The organism is Streptomyces sp. JJ38 (genome assembly GCF_019303475.1).
In the GTDB taxonomy this organism is placed as follows: Bacteria; Actinomycetota; Actinomycetes; order Streptomycetales; family Streptomycetaceae; genus Streptomyces.
This window is the reverse complement of sequence record NZ_JABLSI010000036.1, coordinates 1-14,996: the sequence shown is the minus strand read 5'-3', so window position 1 is coordinate 14,996 and position 14,996 is coordinate 1. Positions and strand designations below refer to the sequence as shown.

Here is a 14,996-nt window from a genome sequence, read left to right as displayed (position 1 = left end):
CCGCCGGGCCCCGGTACCGACGGCAGGGGTGTCGCGGGAAAGCGGTACTGTCATCGGCGATGCACAAGACGCTGATTGTCACCAACGACTTCCCGCCCCGGCCCGGCGGCATCCAGGCGTTCCTGCACAGCATGGCGCTCCGGCTGGACCCGGCGAAGGTCGTGGTCTACGCCTCCACCTGGAACCGCACGGCGGAGGGGCGGGAGGCGACGGCCCGGTTCGACGCGGAGCAGCCCTTCACCGTCGTGCGCGACCGCACCACGATGCTGCTGCCGACACCCCGGGTGACGCGCCGGGCCACCGAGCTGCTGCGCGAGCACGGCTGCGCGTCGGTGTGGTTCGGGGCCGCCGCGCCACTGGGGCTCATGGGCGGCGCGCTGCGGGCGGCCGGGGCCGAGCGGCTGGTGGCGACGACGCACGGGCACGAGGCGGGCTGGGCGCAGCTGCCGGGGGCCCGGAGCCTGCTGCGCCGCATCGGCGAGTCCACCGACACGCTCACGTACCTGGGCGAGTACACCCGCTCCCGCATCGCCGGGGCGCTGACGCCCGAGGCGGCCGGGCGTATGACCCAGCTTCCGCCGGGAGTGGACGAGAAGACCTTCCATCCCGGCTCGGGCGGGGACGAGATCCGCCGACGGCTGGGTCTGAGCGACCGGCCGGTCGTGGTGTGCGTGTCCCGACTGGTGCCGCGCAAGGGCCAGGACACCCTGATCCGCGCACTGCCCCGGGTGCTGGCCGAGGTGCCGGACGCGGTGCTGCTGATCGTCGGCGGCGGCCCGTACGAGAAGGACCTGCGGCGGCTCGCGGACGAGACCGGGGTCGCCGGATCCGTGCGGTTCACCGGCCCCGTCCCCTGGGAGGAACTGCCCGCCCACTACGGCGCCGGGGACGTCTTCGCGATGCCCTGCCGCACCCGGCGCGGCGGGCTCGACGTCGAGGGCCTGGGCATCGTCTACCTGGAGGCCTCCGCCACCGGGCTGCCCGTCGTCGCCGGTGACTCCGGCGGCGCGCCCGACGCCGTCCTGCACGGGGAGACGGGCTGGGTGGTGCGCGGGGAGAGCGCGGAGGAGACCGCCGAACGCGTCACGGTACTGCTGAAGGACCCCGGGCTGCGGCGGCGCATGGGGGAGCGCGGCCGCGCCTGGGTCGAGGAGCGCTGGCGCTGGGACCTGCTCGCGGAACGGCTCAAGGCGCTCCTTTAGGGGGCTGTGCGGAGCCCGGCGAGGACCCCGGCCCTCTCACCGGGAGGCCGACAGCGTTTGCGCGGCGCGGTGCGGCACACGAGGCTGGGGTGCCATGGACCCCGTCGCAGCGCTGGACCGGATCGCGTTCCTGCTGGAGCGGTCCCAGGCGCCCACCTACCGTGTCCAGGCCTTCCGCAGGGCCGCCGCCGTGGTGGCGGGCCTGCCGGAAGGCGAGGCCGAACAGCGCGCCGGTGACGGCTCGCTCACGGCGCTCGCCGGCATCGGGGACACGACGTCCCGGGTCGTGCGCGAGGCCCTGGCCGGGAGCCGGCCCGACTACCTGGCGAAGCTGGAGGAGGAGTCCGGGGGCGAACAGGCGGCGCCGGAGGCCGCCCGGGCTCTGCGGGCGGCCCTCACGGGCGACTGCCACGTGCACTCCGACTGGTCCGACGGCGGCAGCCCCATCGAGGTCATGGCCCGCACCGCCGCCGCCCTCGGCCACCGCTGGACGGCCCTCACCGACCACTCGCCCCGGCTCACGGTGGCCCGTGGGCTCTCCGCCGAGCGGCTGCGCGAGCAGCTCGACGTCGTCGAGCGGCTGGGGCGCGAGCTGGCGCCGTTCCGGCTGCTCACCGGCATCGAGTGCGACATCCTGCCCGACGGCTCGCTGGACCAGGAGGAGGAGCTGCTCGACCGGCTGGACGTCGTCGTCGCCTCCGTCCACTCCGAGCTGCGGATGCCCGCACCCGCGATGACGCGGCGCATGATCGAGGCCGTGACGAACCCGCGCGTGGACGTGCTCGGGCACTGCACGGGGCGGCTGCTCGGCGGTCGGCGCCCGCGGCCGGAGTCCGAGTTCGACGCCGAGGCGGTCTTCGCCGCCTGCGCCCGCGCCGGGACGGCCGTCGAGGTCAACTGCCGTCCGGAGCGCCGCGATCCGCCCCGCCGACTGCTCGGCGCGGCGGTCGCGGCCGGGACGCTCTTCGCGATCAATACGGACGCCCACGCCCCCGGGCAGCTCGACTGGCAGCTCGGGGGCTGTGTGCGGGCCGCGGAGTGCGGCGTGCCGGCCCGTGACGTCGTCAACACCTGGGACGCCGACACGCTCCTGGAGTGGACCCACCCGGGGTAGGCCGCCGGGGAGCGCGGCGTTCAGCGGCGGCGGATGCGCAGGGGCAGCGGGTACTCAGCGGCAGGCGGCGCTCAGGCGTAGAGGGACTCGATCTCCTGCGCGAAATCCTTCGCCACGACGTTCCGCTTGAGCTTGAGCGAGGGCGTGATGTGCCCGGACTCCTCGGTGAACTGGGAGGGAAGGACGCGGAACCTGCGTACCGACTCCGCGCGCGAGACGGCGGCGTTGCCGTCGTCCACCGCCTGCTGCACGGCGGCCGTCAGCTCCGGGTCGGCCAGCAGGTCGGTGCGGCTCAGCCCGGCCTTGCCGTTCTCCTCGGCCCAGCGCGGCAGGAACTCCTCGTCCAGGGTGATGAGCGCGGCCACGTAGGGGCGGCCGTCGCCGACGACCATGCACTCGGCCACCAGCGCGTGGGCGCGGATGCGGTCCTCGATGACGGCCGGGGCGACGTTCTTGCCGCCCGCCGTCACCAGGATCTCCTTCTTCCGCCCGGTGATCGTGAGGTAGCCGTCCTCGTCCAGCGTGCCCACGTCCCCGGTGTGGAACCAGCCCTGGGAGAGGACCTCGTCGGTGGCCGCCTCGTTGTTCCAGTAGCCGGAGAACAGGTGCTCGCCGTGGAGCATGACCTCCCCGTCGTCGGCGATCCGCACGACCGTACCGGGCAGCGGCTGGCCGACGGTGCCGACCTTCTGCCGGTCCCAGGGGTTGAACGCCGTCGCCGCGCAGGACTCGGTGAGCCCGTAGCCCTCCAGCACGGTGAAGCCGATGCCTCGGTAGAAGTGGCCGAGCCGGGTGCCCAGGGCGGCACCGCCGGAGATCGCGTGGGTGGCCCGGCCGCCGAGGACGGTGCGCAGCTTGCCGAAGACGAGCCGGTCGAACAGCTTGTGCTTGAGCCGGAGCTTGAGCGACGGGCCGCCGGGGGAGTCCAGCGCCTCGCTGTAGGCGATGGCGGTGGCCGCCGCCTTGTCGAAGATCCTGCCCTTGCCGTCACCCTCGGCCTTGGCCCGCGCCGAGTTGAAGACCTTCTCGAACACCCGGGGCACGCCGAGCACGATCGTCGGCTGGAAGGAGGCCAGGTCGTCGGTGAGCGTCTTGACGTCCGGCACCAGCCCGAGGCGGATGGGCGCCATCACGGCGGCGATCTGCACCATGCGCGCGAAGACGTGTGCGGTGGGCAGGAAGAGCAGCACCGAGCCCTCGCCGGGGCGGAAGAGCGGCTTCAGCCGCTCGACGACGTTGCCGCACTCGGCGAAGAAGGCGCGGTGGGTGAGCACGCAGCCCTTGGGGCGGCCCGTGGTGCCGGAGGTGTAGACGATCGTCGCGGGCGAGTCGGCCTTCGCGACGGCGCTGCGCTCGGCGACGGTCTCCGCGGAGATCCCGGCCTCCTCGCCGGCGCGGACCAGACCGGCGACGGCGTCCTCGTCGATCGTCCAGACGTCGCGCAGCTCCGGCAGCCGCTCCCGCAGCCCGGCGACGGCCTCGGCGTGCGCGGCGCTCTCCACGACGATGCCGACGGCACCGGAGTCACCGAGAATCCAGGCGACCTGCTCGGGGGAGCTCGTCTCGTACACCGGGACCGTGACGCCACCGGCGCACCAGATGGCGAAGTCCAGGAGCGTCCACTCGTAGCGGGTGCGCGACATGAGGGCGACGCGGTCGCCCGGCTCGACGCCGGCCGCGATGAGACCGGCCGCGGCGGCCTCCACCTCGGTGAGGAACGCGGTCGCCGAGAGGTCCTGCCAGCGGGCCGGGTCCCGTGGGTCCTTGCGGGCCATCACGGGCAGGTCGGGGTACTGCGCGGCGTTCCGACGGATCAGGTCGGTCAGGTTGCCGTCTGCGGGGACCTCGTACAGGGCCGGAAGGCTGAACTCGCGCAAGACTGCTGCTCCTCGTCGGCGCCGGGTGTGGCCGTTCGCCGCGAGACCTGGACGAGTCTCGCGTGCTGGACGGCCCGGACGTTACCCATCGGTACGGGCGCCGGTACAGAGGGGGGCCGCAGATGTTCCCTGTGTCACATCGTGCGCGTGCGCGGCGGGCCGCCCGCCCGACCCTAGACCACGCGTTCTCCGAACCGTTAGTAACCTCCGGGCCGTCCGGGTGGCCCGGAAGGAGATCACCACCGCGCTTAGGGTGGGCTCATGCGACGTACGCGGGTACACGTGGTCAGCGACGTGCACGGCAACGCCGAGGCGCTCGCCCGGGCCGGGGACGGGGCCGACGTCACGCTCTGCCTCGGCGACCTCATCCTGTTCCTCGACTACGCGGACCACAGCCGCGGCATCTTCCCCGACCTGTTCGGCAAGGAGGCGACCGACCGCTTCGTGGAGCTGCGCACCGCCCGCCGCTACGCCGAGGCCCGCGCCTACGCCGGCCGGCTCTGGGACGGCGTCGACCGCGCCAGCGCCATCGAGAGCGCCGTGCGCCGCCAGTACGCCGAACTCTTCGCCGCGCTGCCCAACCCCACGTTCGCCACCTACGGCAACGTGGACATACCGCGGCTGTGGCCCGAGTACACCAGGGTCGGAACAACCGTCCTGGACGGCGAGACCGCCGAGATCGGCGGCCTGACCGTCGGCTTCGTCGGCGGCGGCCTGCGCACCCCCATGAACACCCCCTACGAGGTGGACCCGGAGACCTACGCGGAGAAGATCGCCGCGCTCGGCCCGGTGGACGTCCTCTGCTCGCACATCCCGCCGGAGGTGCCGGAGCTGTGCTACGACACCGTGGCACGCCGCTTCGAACAGGGCAGCGTCGCGCTGCTGGAGGCCATCCACACCATCCGCCCCCGGTACGCGCTGTTCGGGCACGTGCACCAGCCGCTGGTCCAGCGCATGCGCATCGGCGCCACCGAGTGCGTCAACGTCGGTCACTTCAACGCGACGGGCAGGCCCTTCGTCCTGGAGTGGTGACGCCGCCGGTACCCGGGCGCGATAGCCTTCAGCGGCACCGGCTCCAGCAGTTCGAACGGTCACGCGGAGGACCACAGCGATGGCGGAACACACCAGGTCGAGCATCACCGTCGACGCGGCACCGGCCGAAGTCATGGGCGTGATCGCCGACTTCGCTCGCTACCCGGAGTGGACCGGCGAGGTCAAGGAGGCCGAGATCCTGCGCACCGACGAGCAGGGCCGCGCCGAGGAGGTGCGCCTCCTGCTGGACGCGGGCGCCATCCGGGACGAACACACCCTCGCCTACACCTGGCACTCGGCGCACGAGGTGAGCTGGTCGCTGGTGAAGTCGCAGATGCTCCGCTCGCTCGACGGCTCCTACCGCCTCCACCCGGCCGGGCCCGAGCGCACCGAGGTGACCTACCAGCTCACGGTCGACGTCAAGATCCCCATGCTCGGCATGATCAAGCGCAAGGCGGAGAAGGTCATCATCGACCGCGCGCTCGCCGGCCTGAAGCAGCGCGTCGAGTCCGAGGCCGGCGGCCGGGGCTGACGTGCGCCGCACCGTCCTGGTCACCGGTACGGGCGGCGCGGGCCGCAGCACGGTGGCCGCCGCCACCGCTCTGGCCGCCGCCGGGGACGGTCTGCGCACGGTACTGCTCACACCCGGGCCCCTTCCCGCCGCCGTGGCCGCCACCGCGGGGCTGCGGCACCTGCGGCTGGACCCGGCCGCGGGCTTCCGCTCGGCGGCGCTCGACCTCCAGCGGCAGGCCAAGGGCGTGCTCGACTTCCTCGGCGCCCAGCCCCTGGAGGAGGACGAGCTGACCGAACTCCCCGCCGCCGAGGCGCTCGCCCTCCTGCGCGCCCTCCACTCCCTCCACGCCGACGCCGCGGCCGATCCCGACGCCGCGGCCGATCCCGACGGCGCGGGCTGGGACGTCGTCGTCGCCGACCTCGCCCCCGTCCGGACGGCCCTCGGCCACCTCGCCCTGCCCGAGAACCTCGCCCGCCTGCTCGCCCGGCTGCTGCCGCCGGAACGGCAGGCCGCCCGGGCCCTGCACCCCCTGCTGGCCCAGCTCGCCGGCGTCCCGATGCCCGCCGAGCGGCTCTACGCGACCGCCGCCCGCTGGCAGACGGCCCTCGCCGCGGTGCGGGAGCTGCTCACCGGCCCCGGCGTCTCGGTGCGCCTCGTGGTGGGTCCGGAGGCCGGGGCGCCCCGGGCGGTCGCCGAGGCCCGCGCCGGGCTCGCCCTGCACGGGCTGCACCTGGAGGCCGTCGCCGTCAACCGGATGCTGCCGGGCGGTTCGCCCGACCCGTTCGTGGCCGCCCTTCACGCCGGGCAGCGCGAGACCACCGGGGAGCTGCGCACCGCGCTGGACCCGGTGCCGGTGTGGGAGCTGCCCTGGCTGCCCAAGGCGCGCACCCCCGGGGAGCTGGCGGGGCTCGGCGTGCCCGCGCCGGGAGCCTCCCCGGTGCCGGGCCCGGCGCCCCGGGTGGAGGACCGGCTGGCGGACTCGGGCGAGCTGGTGTGGCGGCTGCCGCTGCCCGGCGCCGTCCGCGAAGGGGTCGAGCTGGTGCGGCGCGGGGCCGAGGTGATCGTCACGGCGGGCCCCTACCGCAGGGTGCTGCCCCTGGAGGGCGCCCTCGTCCGCTGCTCGGTCGCCGGGGCCCGGCTCGCGGACGGCGAACTGGCCGTCAGGTTCCGGCCCGACCCCGCACTGTGGCCACGGGGTGCGTGACCGGTACTGTCGGAAGGGCCGAACGGGGCTGCGAGCCGGAAGCCGCCCCACGTCGCTGTCCCAGGAGTCCGCGATGAGCGATGCCACCGAGCGTGACGCCGATGCCCGGCGCGATCCCCACGAGCCCGCCGGGGACGCCTGGGCGGGCGCCTGCGCGGAGGACCTGGCGGCCGAGCGGGAACGCCGCCGCGAGAAGTACGGCCCCCAGCCGGGCAGCGCGGCCGAGGAGCTGCGCCGCCTCGCGGAGAGCGTGGCCGGCCGGCTCGCCGAGATCACCGCACCCCTGGCCGGGCAGGCCTTCGGTGCGGCGGGGCAGGGCGAGCGCTGGGCACGGCAGCTCGTGGAGGGTGCCCGGTCCGCCGTCGAGCCGGTCGTCGAGCGCAATCCGCAGGTCTTCGAGCACCTGGCCGCCGCGGGCAACGAACTGCTGGCCGCCTACCGTTCGGCGGTGACCGACGCCGAGCAGCGCTGGACGCGGCGCCCGGACGGGCAGCGGCCCCCGGGGGAGGCCGGGAAGGGCGCGGAGGGGGACGGCGGCGAGGAGCCGCCCGGCGCCGAGCGCATCGACCTGGACTGAGCCCGCCCGTCCACGGGCCGAGCACCGGGGCTTCGGCCCGCTGCCCTCCGGTAACGTTGAGTTCAGCGGGGCTCTACTGATAGCTGAGGGACATATGGGACTCACCATTGGCGTCGACATCGGCGGTACCAAGGTCGCGGCCGGTGTCGTCGACGAGGCCGGGAACATCCTGGAGACCAGCACGGTACCCACCCCGCAGACCGCCGAGGGCGTGATCGAGGGCATCGCCGACGCCGTGCGCGCGGCGAGCGCCGAGCACCCCGTGGAGGCCGTCGGCATCGGCGCGCCCGGTTACGTGGACGACAAGCGGGCCACCGTCCTGTTCACCCCCAATCTCACCTGGCGCCACGAACCGCTGAAGGACCGTGTCGAGCAGCGTGTCGGCCTCCCCGTCGTCATCGAGAACGACGCCAACGCGGCGGCCTGGGGCGAGTACCGCTACGGCGCGGGGCAGGGCCACGACGACGTCGTCTGCATCACCCTGGGCACGGGGCTGGGCGGCGGCATCGTGATCGGCGGCAAGCTGCACCGCGGCCGGTACGGGATCGCGGCCGAGTTCGGACACATCCGCATGGTGCCCGACGGCCTGCTGTGCGGCTGCGGCAACCAGGGCTGCTGGGAGCAGTACGCCTCCGGCAGCGCCCTCGTCCGCTACGCCCGCCAGCGCGCGGCGGCCACCCCGGAGAACGCGGGCATCCTGCTCGGCCTCGGGGACGGCACGCCCGAGGGCGTCCAGGGCCGGCACGTCAGCGAGGCGGCCCGCGCGGGCTGTCCGGTGGCCATCGACTCCTTCCGCGAGCTGGCCCGCTGGGCGGGCGCCGGGCTCGCCGACCTCGCCACCCTCTTCGACCCCGGGGCCTTCATCGTCGGCGGCGGCGTCTCCGACGAGGGGGAGCTGGTGCTGGGGCCGATCCGCAAGTCCTACCGCCGCTGGCTGGTGGGTGCGCAGTGGCGGCCCCAGGCCGAGGTGCTGGCCGCCCAGCTCGGCGGCAAGGCCGGTCTGGTGGGCGCCGCCGACCTCGCCCGGCAGGGCTGAGCGCGGCGTACGGAGAGGCTGAGCGGCGCCGGAGCGCCGCGCCGGGCTGACGCGGTGTCAGCCCGCGCCGTACGGTGAGGGCATGACGCCGCTCGCGGACCTGCCCGAGTCCCGTACCGAAGCCGACGGCTCGGCCGTCGTCCGGCTGCTCAGCTACAACATCCGCGCCATGCGGGACGACGTCGGGGCGCTCGTCCGGATCATCCGGGCCTGCGTGCCCGACGTCGTCTGCGTTCAGGAGGCGCCGCGTTTCTTCCGCTGGCGCAAGCACGCGGGCCGGCTCGCCCGCCACACGGAGCTGGTCCACGTCACCGGCGGCGCCACGGCCTGCGGTCCGATGATCCTCTCCTCGCTGCGCGCGACGGTGGAGGAGGCCGAGGACGTGCTGCTGCCGCGCACGCCCGGGCTGCACCGGCGGGGGCTGGCGACCGCGGTGCTGCGGTTCGGGGAGCGCGCGCGGCTGTCGGTGGTGAGCTGCCACCTGAGCCTGGCCGGGTGGGAGCGCGCCGAGCAGGCCGGGCTGCTGCTGGACCGGCTCGCGCGCATGCCGGGGCCGGCGGTGGCCGCCGGGGACCTCAACGAGCGGCCCGACGGGCCCGCCTTCAAACGGCTGGCCGGACGTCTTCAGGACGGCTGGGCCGTGGCGCCCTGGGGGGAGGAGTACACCTCCACCGCCCGGCGGCCCCACCAGCGGATCGACGCGGTCCTGGCAGGCCCCGGTGTGGAGGTGCTGGGGTGCGGGGTGCCGGCCGGGCTGCCCGGCGTCAGCCCGGAGCTGCTGGGCGCCGCCTCGGACCACCGCCCGGTGCTCGCGGCGCTGCGGCTGCCCTGACCGGGGGGTGCTGCCCAGCGGTCCAGGGCGCCGCCCGGCGGCCCGGTGCGCTCAGACGACGGCGCCGCGGCCCGGGTCGTCCCAGTCGTCGTCCTCGCGCTCGTCGCGCAGCCGGGTGACCAGCGTGCCGAAGCCGCCGACGAAGCCGCCGATGCCGAGGAACGTCATCCACCAGCTCAGGTCCCACTGGAACAGGACGGCGGCCAGCAGCAGGGCCGGGCCGCCGAGCACGGCCAGCCAGGCGAACTTCGTCACCGTGTCGGCCTGGGGCAGCGGCGGCGGCTCGGGCGGGACGAAGTGGTCGTCCTCCTCCGGAGGCTCGGCGGCCTCCCAGTCCCGCGGGCCCTGGCCCGCCGTGTTCATCGAGCCGGCCGAGTAGACGGTGAAGCCGCGCAGCGGCGCGTCCTCGGAGGATCCGGTGGAGGCCGGGGAGCCGGGGGATTCCGGTGCGCCCGGGGAGTTCGTCGCGCCCGGAGCGCCCGGTGCGCCCGGGGCACCGGACGACGCCGGGCCCGGGGAGGCCGCGCCGGGCGCCGCCTCGCCGTCCTCCCGGCCGTCCTCGGTGCTTTCGCCCGGCTGTGTGGCCTCCCGGCCCTCGGTCAGCTCCGCCTTGGCCCAGACCCCGGGCGGGTCCGGCGGTTCGGCACCGTAGCCCGCGACGATCTGTGCCCAGGCGGCTTCCTCGTCCAGCGGCTCCCGGCCCTCGCCGGAGCCCCGATCACGATCCGTCACGTGCGGCCTTCCTCGCTGCCAGGCGGGTGATGAAGGCGTGGGAGTCGGCGAAGATCTGCTCGGCGTCGTTGTCCAGCGTGGCCACGTGGTAGCTGTTCTCCAGCACGGTCTCGGTCACGTCGGTGGAGGAGACGGCGCCCAGGATCGCCGCCGAGTCGCTCGGCGGCACCACGTGGTCCACCCGGCTGTGCATGAGCAGCAGCGGCTGGGTGACCTGCGGCAGCTCCCGGTGGGTGAGTCGCAGGAGGTTCCGCAGGGAGTACGCCGCGTGCAGGGAGACGCGGTCGTAGCCGATCTCCGTGCCGCCCTCCTTGCGGATGTCGCTGGTGATGCCCGGAGCCGAGCGGACGAGGTACCGCATGACGGGCAGGGCGTACCCCTGTCGGCGGGGGAAGCTGATGGCCGGGTTGACGACGGCGACGCCGCTGACGGCGTCCCCGTGCCGGGCGGCCAGCCGCAGCGCCATCGCACCGCCCATGGAGAGCCCGGCGACGAAGACCTGACGGCAGCGTTTGCGCAGGTCGAGCAGCTCGTGCTCGACCGCCGCGTACCAGTCCTGCCAGCCGGTGACGGCCATGTCCTCCCAGCGGGTGCCGTGACCGGGCAGCAGGGGAACGGAGACGGTGAGCCCACGTTCGGCCAGGTAGCGCCCCCAGGGGCGTACCGACTGCGGGGTGCCGGTGAAACCGTGGCTGATGAGGACGCCGATCTCGTCGGAGCCTTCGTGACGCATCGGCTCGCACCCGGGAAGCAACGGCACGGGGTTCTCCTTCGCGGAGCAAGGACAAGGGAGGTCCTGCCACCCTACGCGTACGCGTGGCCACCGGGTAGCCCGGTAGGCCCGGCCGACGCACCGGCGCGGCGGGATATGGTGCTCACGACGGACACAGGAGGTTCCCCGGTTGTTGTACGGAGCGATGAAGGTCTCCATCGGAGGTGCGCTGAAGCTCGGCTTCCGCCCCTGGGTGGAGGGTCTTGAACATGTCCCGGCCGAGGGCCCGGCGATCCTCGCCAGCAACCACCTGTCGTTCTCGGACTCGTTCTTCCTGCCGGCCGTGCTCGACCGCAAGGTCACCTTCGTGGCCAAGGCCGAGTACTTCACCACCCCCGGAGTCAAGGGCAGGCTGACGGCCGCGTTCTTCAAGGGGGTCGGACAGCTCCCGGTGGACCGCTCCGGCGCGCGGGGCGCGGCCGAGGCGGCGATCAAGAGCGGTATCGACGTCCTGGAGGGCGGCGGCCTGTTCGGGATCTACCCCGAGGGCACCCGCTCGCCCGACGGGCGGCTCTACCGCGGCAAGCCCGGCGGCCTGGCCCGGATCGCGCTGGCCACCGGAGCGCCGGTGATCCCCGTCGCGATGATCGACACGGAGAAGATCCAGCCGCCCGGCAAGGTCGTCCCGAAGCTGATGCGGCCCGGAATCCGGATCGGCGCCCCGCTGGACTTCAGCCGCTACCAGGGTATGGAGGGGGACCGCTTCATCCAGCGCTCGCTGACCGATGAGGTCATGTACGAGATCATGAAGCTGTCCGGCCAGGAGTACGTGGACATGTACGCCACCGCCGCCAAGCGCCAGATCGCCGACGCCGCCAAGCGGGAGGCCGAGGAGGAGAAGGCCGCGGAGAAGGCCGCCAAGGCCGCCGCCAGGGAGGCGGCGAAGGAGCAGGCCAAGCGGCAGGACGGCGGCCGGGACGGCCACACGGCCTGATCTTCGCTCCGGGGGGATGACCGATGACGGGCACGGACGTCGCGCGGGTGCGCGGAACCGGTGGGCCGCGCCGCCGCCCGCGGTGGCTGCCGCGGGTCGCGGGGCGCATGTCCGTCGAGGCGCCGCTGTGGCGCGCCCTCGCCGGGTACCGGGTCCTGAGCTGCGGCTACGCCGTCGCCGTCTTCGCGTACAACAGCGAGGTCTACACCCGTCCGCTGCTGGGGGTGGGCTATCTGGCCGTGCTGGCCCTGTGGACGGCCGGCACGCTGGGCCGGGTGTCGTCCGCCGAGCGGTGTACGCCGCGCTTCCTCGCCGTGGACCTCTTCCTCGCGCTCACGGGCATCCTCATCACGCCGCTGGCCGAAACCCGGTCCCTCGTCGGTCCGACGCTGCCCTCGATCTGGGTGGCCGGCTCCGTACTGGCCTTCGCGATCAAGGGCGGCTGGCGGTGGGCGGCCGCCACCTCGCTCGTCATCGGCGCCGCCAACATCGTCGAACGCGGTGAGCTGTCGCGGGACACGGTCCACAACATCGTCCTCGTCACCGTGGCCAGCATCGGCATCGGCTACGTGGTGGAGGTGGCCCGGGTCTCCGAGCGCACCCTCGCCGAGGCGCTGCGCATCGAGGCGGCCACGCGGGAGCGCGAGCGGCTCGCCCGCGACATCCACGACAGCGTGCTCCAGGTGCTGGCCATGGTGCAGCGCCGGGGCTCCGCGATCGGCGGCGAGGCGGCGGAGCTGGGACGGCTGGCCGGTGAGCAGGAGGCGGCCCTGCGCACGCTCGTCTCCAGCGGGGTGGGTGTGCCCGCGCCGGCCGCCACCCCGCCCGACCGGCGCGGGGCGGCCCCCGGCCGGGACGCGTCGGACGGGCTGGGGGCGCCGGACGCGTCGGACGGTCCGCCGGACGCGGTGGACCTGCGCTCGCTGCTGGCGCTGCGCGCGGGCGGCCGCGTCACCCTCGCGGAGCCGGGCGCCCCGGTGCTGCTGCCGCCCTCGGCCGCCCGGGCCGTCGCCGCGGCCGTGGGCGCCGCCCTGGACAACGTGCGGCGGCACGCCGGGGAGGGGGCGCACGCGTGGATCCTGCTGGAGGACGAGCCCGACGCCGTCCTCGTCACCGTGCGGGACGACGGTCCCGGCATCCCTTCGGGGCGGCTGGAGGCCGCGGAGGCGGAGGGCCGGATGGGTGTGTCACTGTCGATCCGGGGCAGGCTGCGAGAGCTGGGAGGCAGCGCGGACGTCGTGTCGATTCCCGGCCAGGGTACGGAGGTTGAACTGAAGGTGCCGAAGCCATGACCGACTCCACCGCCAGGACCGCCGAAGCGGGCGTGAGCGTGATGGTCGTCGACGACCACCCGATGTGGCGTGACGCGGTCGCCCGCGATCTGGCCGCGGCCGGGTTCGACGTCGTCGCGACGGCGGGGGACGGCCCGCAGGCCGTGCGCCGTGCCGAGGCCGCCGCTCCCGACGTGCTCGTGCTCGATCTCAACCTCCCCGGTCTCCCCGGTGTCGAGGTCTGCCGCAGGGTGGTGGGCGAGGGCACGGGCCCCAGGGTGCTCGTCCTCTCGGCCAGCGGCGAGCACGCTGACGTGCTGGAGGCGGTGAAGTCGGGCGCCACCGGCTATCTGGTGAAGTCGGCCGGGCCCGAGGAGCTGATCGAGGCCGTGCGCCGCACCGCCGTCGGGGACCCGGTCTTCACCCCCGGCCTGGCGGGTCTGGTGCTGGGGGAGTACCGGCGACTCGCCGGCGAGGCCGCGGCCGGCACGTCCCGGGACGCGGACCGCTCCGACACCCCCCGGCTGACCGAGCGGGAGACCGAGGTGCTGCGGCTCGTCGCCAAGGGGCTGTCGTACAAGCAGATCGCGGAACGTCTCGTCATCAGCCACCGCACGGTGCAGAACCACGTGCAGAACACCCTCGGCAAGCTCCAGCTCCACAATCGGGTGGAATTGGTGCGCTACGCCATAGAAGCCGGCCTGGACGAAGGGTGATCGACCGGTAACCTACCGTCGCGAAGGCGAGAGTCGGGGGAGAGCCCGGGCAACGCCGAGGGAAGGGGACGGACATGCGCGTCGGCCTGCTCACCGGAGGCAGCGACTGCCCCGGCCTCAACGCCGTCATCCGGGCGATCGTGCGCAAGGGCGTGCAGGAGCACGGCGACACCTTCCTCGGCTTCCGGGACGGCTGGCGCGGCGTGCTCACTGACAACGCCATGGAACTGGGCATCACCGAGGTGCGCGGCACCCTCCCGCGCGGGGGCACCATCCTCGGCTCCTCCCGCTCCGATCCACTCACCGGCACCGACGGCCCCGCCCGGGTGCGGGCCACGCTGGCCGCGCACCGGCTCGACGCGCTCGTCGTCATCGGCGGCATCCACACCCTCGCGGCCGCCGCGGCGCTGGCCGACGAGCACGGGCTGCCCTGCGTCGGCGTGCCCAAGACGATCGACAACGACATCTCCGGCACCGACTACACGGTCGGCTTCGACACGGCGGTCACCGTCGCCACCGAGACCATCGACCGCCTGCACACCACGGCCGAGTCCCACAAGCGGGTCCTCGTGGTGGAGGTGATGGGCCGCAACAGCGGCTGGATCGCCACCCACGCGGGCCTGGCCGGGGGCGCCAACGGCGTCCTCATCCCCGAGTACCCCTTCGACCTGGACCGGGTGTGCGGCTGGGTGCAGTCGCGGTTCGGGGCCAGCTACGCGCCCATCGTCGTCGTCGCGGACAACGCCCGTCCCGCCGACACCGAGGTCCGGCTGGGCGGGCTGTCCGGCATCGGGGAGTGGCTCGGCCGGGAGATCGAACGCCGCACCGGGCACGAGGCCCGCGCCACGGTGCTCGGCCACATCCAGCGCGGCGGCACCCCGAGCCCGTTCGACCGCTGGCTGGCCACCCGCTTCGGCCTGCACGCCGTCGACGCGGTGCACGCCGGTGCCTGGGGCGAGATGGTCGCCCTGCACGGCACCGACGTCACCCGGGTGCGGCTCGCCGACGCCGTCGCCGCGGTGAAGACGGTCGACCGCGAACGGTACGCGGAGAACGAGGTCTTCTTCGGCTGACGGCCGCGCCTGGGAGGTCTGCGCGAAGGCGCGGGGCCGGCGGGCGCGGCCCCCGGCACCGGTCCAGGCCCGGCCCGGGGGCCCCGCCCGCGCGTCGCCGGCCGCGCGGG

At 74.5% G+C, this 14,996-nt stretch carries 15 protein-coding genes; 12 read left to right on the top strand and 3 right to left on the bottom strand.

What is annotated here, in order from left to right; translation table 11 throughout:
* The first annotated feature begins 59 nt into the window (after window positions 1-59).
* Together HPT28_RS19305 and HPT28_RS19300 are read left to right on the top strand one after the other, a co-directional pair.
* A complete protein-coding gene (locus HPT28_RS19305) occupies window positions 60-1,202 on the top strand; it encodes a glycosyltransferase family 4 protein (RefSeq protein ID WP_219092404.1) in 1,143 nt (380 codons plus the stop codon).
* A gap of 94 nt (window positions 1,203-1,296) precedes the next feature.
* Complete coding sequence (locus tag HPT28_RS19300) at window positions 1,297-2,316, top strand: PHP domain-containing protein (protein WP_219092403.1); 1,020 nt, start codon at window positions 1,297-1,299, stop codon at window positions 2,314-2,316.
* 71 nt (window positions 2,317-2,387) lie between these two features.
* Here the strand turns inward: HPT28_RS19300 and HPT28_RS19295 are convergent, their stop codons facing one another.
* Window positions 2,388-4,193, bottom strand: a complete 1,806-nt coding sequence (locus HPT28_RS19295) for a long-chain fatty acid--CoA ligase (protein WP_219092402.1) — start codon at window positions 4,191-4,193, stop codon at window positions 2,388-2,390.
* Window positions 4,194-4,454: 261 nt separating this feature from the next.
* Here HPT28_RS19295 and HPT28_RS19290 point away from each other — a divergent pair, with 261 nt between their 5' ends.
* From HPT28_RS19290 to HPT28_RS19265, 6 genes are all read left to right on the top strand, one after another.
* Complete coding sequence (locus tag HPT28_RS19290) at window positions 4,455-5,225, top strand: metallophosphoesterase (protein ID WP_219092401.1); 771 nt, start codon at window positions 4,455-4,457, stop codon at window positions 5,223-5,225.
* 79 nt (window positions 5,226-5,304) lie between these two features.
* A complete protein-coding gene (locus HPT28_RS19285) occupies window positions 5,305-5,757 on the top strand; it encodes an SRPBCC family protein (RefSeq protein WP_219092400.1) in 453 nt (150 codons plus the stop codon).
* A 1-nt stretch (window position 5,758) separates the two neighbouring features.
* Window positions 5,759-6,943 (top strand): ArsA family ATPase, encoded by a 1,185-nt coding sequence (locus tag HPT28_RS19280; protein ID WP_219092399.1) that lies wholly within the window; start codon window positions 5,759-5,761, stop codon window positions 6,941-6,943.
* Window positions 6,944-7,016: 73 nt separating this feature from the next.
* On the top strand, window positions 7,017-7,520 hold the full coding sequence (locus tag HPT28_RS19275; protein ID WP_219092398.1) for a DUF5304 domain-containing protein: 504 nt from the start codon (window positions 7,017-7,019) through the stop codon (window positions 7,518-7,520).
* A 94-nt stretch (window positions 7,521-7,614) separates the two neighbouring features.
* Complete coding sequence (locus HPT28_RS19270; RefSeq protein ID WP_219092397.1) at window positions 7,615-8,556, top strand: ROK family glucokinase; 942 nt, start codon at window positions 7,615-7,617, stop codon at window positions 8,554-8,556.
* An 82-nt stretch (window positions 8,557-8,638) separates the two neighbouring features.
* A complete protein-coding gene (locus HPT28_RS19265) occupies window positions 8,639-9,388 on the top strand; it encodes an endonuclease/exonuclease/phosphatase family protein (protein WP_219092396.1) in 750 nt (249 codons plus the stop codon).
* Between the two features lie 51 nt (window positions 9,389-9,439).
* Here HPT28_RS19265 and HPT28_RS19260 read toward each other — a convergent pair whose 3' ends face one another.
* Both HPT28_RS19260 and HPT28_RS19255 read right to left on the bottom strand, forming a co-directional pair.
* Window positions 9,440-10,120 carry a hypothetical protein gene (locus HPT28_RS19260; RefSeq protein ID WP_219092395.1) on the bottom strand — a complete coding sequence of 227 codons (681 nt, stop codon included), beginning with the start codon at window positions 10,118-10,120 and terminating at the stop codon, window positions 9,440-9,442.
* On the bottom strand, window positions 10,107-10,880 hold the full coding sequence (locus HPT28_RS19255; RefSeq protein ID WP_219092394.1) for a carboxylesterase: 774 nt from the start codon (window positions 10,878-10,880) through the stop codon (window positions 10,107-10,109). The genes HPT28_RS19260 and HPT28_RS19255 overlap by 14 nt, the downstream gene beginning before the upstream one ends.
* A gap of 157 nt (window positions 10,881-11,037) precedes the next feature.
* On the opposite strand from HPT28_RS19255, the gene HPT28_RS19250 reads away from it, so the two are divergent.
* From HPT28_RS19250 to HPT28_RS19235, 4 genes are all read left to right on the top strand, one after another.
* The gene (locus HPT28_RS19250; RefSeq protein ID WP_219092393.1) at window positions 11,038-11,826 is read left to right on the top strand and encodes a 1-acyl-sn-glycerol-3-phosphate acyltransferase; all 789 of its coding nucleotides are present in this window, start codon (window positions 11,038-11,040) and stop codon (window positions 11,824-11,826) included.
* Window positions 11,827-11,933: 107 nt separating this feature from the next.
* The gene (gene macS / locus HPT28_RS19245; protein WP_257578931.1) at window positions 11,934-13,118 is read left to right on the top strand and encodes a MacS family sensor histidine kinase; all 1,185 of its coding nucleotides are present in this window, start codon (window positions 11,934-11,936) and stop codon (window positions 13,116-13,118) included.
* Window positions 13,115-13,813, top strand: coding sequence for a response regulator transcription factor (locus tag HPT28_RS19240; protein WP_219092391.1), 699 nt, complete (start codon window positions 13,115-13,117; stop codon window positions 13,811-13,813). Before macS ends, HPT28_RS19240 begins: the two co-directional genes overlap by 4 nt.
* Before the next feature lie 74 nt (window positions 13,814-13,887).
* Window positions 13,888-14,886 carry an ATP-dependent 6-phosphofructokinase gene (locus HPT28_RS19235; RefSeq protein WP_219092390.1) on the top strand — a complete coding sequence of 333 codons (999 nt, stop codon included), beginning with the start codon at window positions 13,888-13,890 and terminating at the stop codon, window positions 14,884-14,886.
* Window positions 14,887-14,996 lie beyond the last annotated feature (110 nt).